Origin of the sequence: Desulfovirgula thermocuniculi DSM 16036, from assembly GCF_000429345.1 — a bacterium.
GTDB classification, from domain to species: domain Bacteria; phylum Bacillota; class Desulfotomaculia; order Desulfotomaculales; family Desulfovirgulaceae; genus Desulfovirgula; species Desulfovirgula thermocuniculi.
Genome location: NZ_AUBR01000126.1, coordinates 1 through 1,492, shown reverse-complemented (window position 1 = coordinate 1,492; position 1,492 = coordinate 1). Strand labels below are relative to the sequence as shown.

The window sequence follows — 1,492 nt, the reverse complement described above, 5'->3', positions numbered from 1 at the left end:
GAGCAAAATGCAAAACTTAGAGCTCTTGAACCCGAAAGATTTTAGGACCTAAGGGGTAAGCTTTACCCACTTCCTTAACCTGCTTTTTGTAACACATTTACTTAAAAGAAGAAAGGACTTCCTCCTCTTTGTGTCGAATTTAATCGAAAAACCCCAAAAAACCACAAAGGGAGGAGGAAGCCCTTACATGGTGTATATTCAACAGCCAACGCTTTTTCCCTTCGAGGTTTTTGTTCACTCCGGCTGCAGTCACCAGCACTTTTTTTCGGCCCTCCTTTCTATCGATGTCGAGCCAATAAGGAAAATGTTTCCTTTGTACCAAGGAACCGGCCGCCCAGGCTACGACCGTACGGCCTTATTCAGAGCCCTCGTGCTCAAGACGATTCTGGAGCTTCCTAGTATCGAAGCTCTGGTCAAATGCCTTTCCTGTTCAAAGGAGCTCATGTACTACTGCGGCTTTGATATCAGGAAGCCTCCCCCCTCACCTAGCGTTTTCTACCGCTTCCTTGCTGAGCTGAGAAAGATGGAGGGGCAAAAACTCCTCGGCCAGGTTGTACAGGAGATGATGGCCAAAGTGGCTGAAGAGGCTGCCCCTGAGGGGAAAGTGGTAATAGATACTACAGACATTCCGGCCAGAGAAAGGCCACCTAAAGGTGATGCCGGCAAGGAGGAATCCACTTCCCTTGGTTCTGCCTGGGGATACCGCACGGCTTCTTCCCCGGAAGAAACACCGCTTTTCTATGGCTACAAGCTTCACGTGGCCATGGCACCCACCAGCATTGGGCCCATACCCCTGGCTTTGCGGATAGCCCCGGCCAATGTACCGGAAACAGAAATTGCCCCCATTCTCATGAGAGAAGCCCATGCGGAGCACAAAAACCTCTTTGGCATTGCGCCGGAGTACTACGTGATGGATGCAGGCTATGATGCCCGGTGTATCTATGAGCAGGCACTAGCCCTTGGTGGTCAGGCCATTATCAAGCTCAATATGCGGAACCGCAAGAAACCATTCCCTGGTTTTAACGAGGACGGTACACCCCTTTGCCCTGCCGGCTATCCTATGGTCTATTGGGGAGCGGAGAAAGAACGTAAGGTTCTTAAGTTTCGCTGCCCCAAAGCTGCAGGCCGGAAAGTAGAGTGCGACGGGCAGTGCGCTTGTGCCAATCCCTACGGTCTTGTCGTAAGGGTACGGGTAAAGGATAACCCGCGCCTGTTTTGTTATCCTCACCGGGGCAGCCCCAAATGGCAGGAGATTTACAACTGCCGCAGTTCCATAGAACGGTGGTTTGCTCTCCTAAAAGAGCACCTGCGGCTGGACAAGATGACACGGCGAGGTATTGACAACGCTTTCATAGATACAGTCCTTTGTATTACTACTTTTCTTGCCGGCACTCTTGCGGCACTAAAGCTGAGAAAGAGGTATTTTATGGCAGCATAGCCACTCTGCTCTTCCTCTCATGCAAGGCACATTATAGCAGCGTCTATAAGGGGG

Annotated in this window: 1 protein-coding gene; it reads left to right on the top strand. The window is 50.9% G+C overall.

Annotated features, from left to right (window positions below; all coding sequences use genetic code 11):
• Nucleotides 1–130 precede the first annotated feature (130 nt).
• The gene (locus G454_RS0115180) at nucleotides 131–1,438 is read left to right on the top strand and encodes a transposase (RefSeq protein ID WP_027719236.1); all 1,308 of its coding nucleotides are present in this window, start codon (nucleotides 131–133) and stop codon (nucleotides 1,436–1,438) included.
• Nucleotides 1,439–1,492 lie beyond the last annotated feature (54 nt).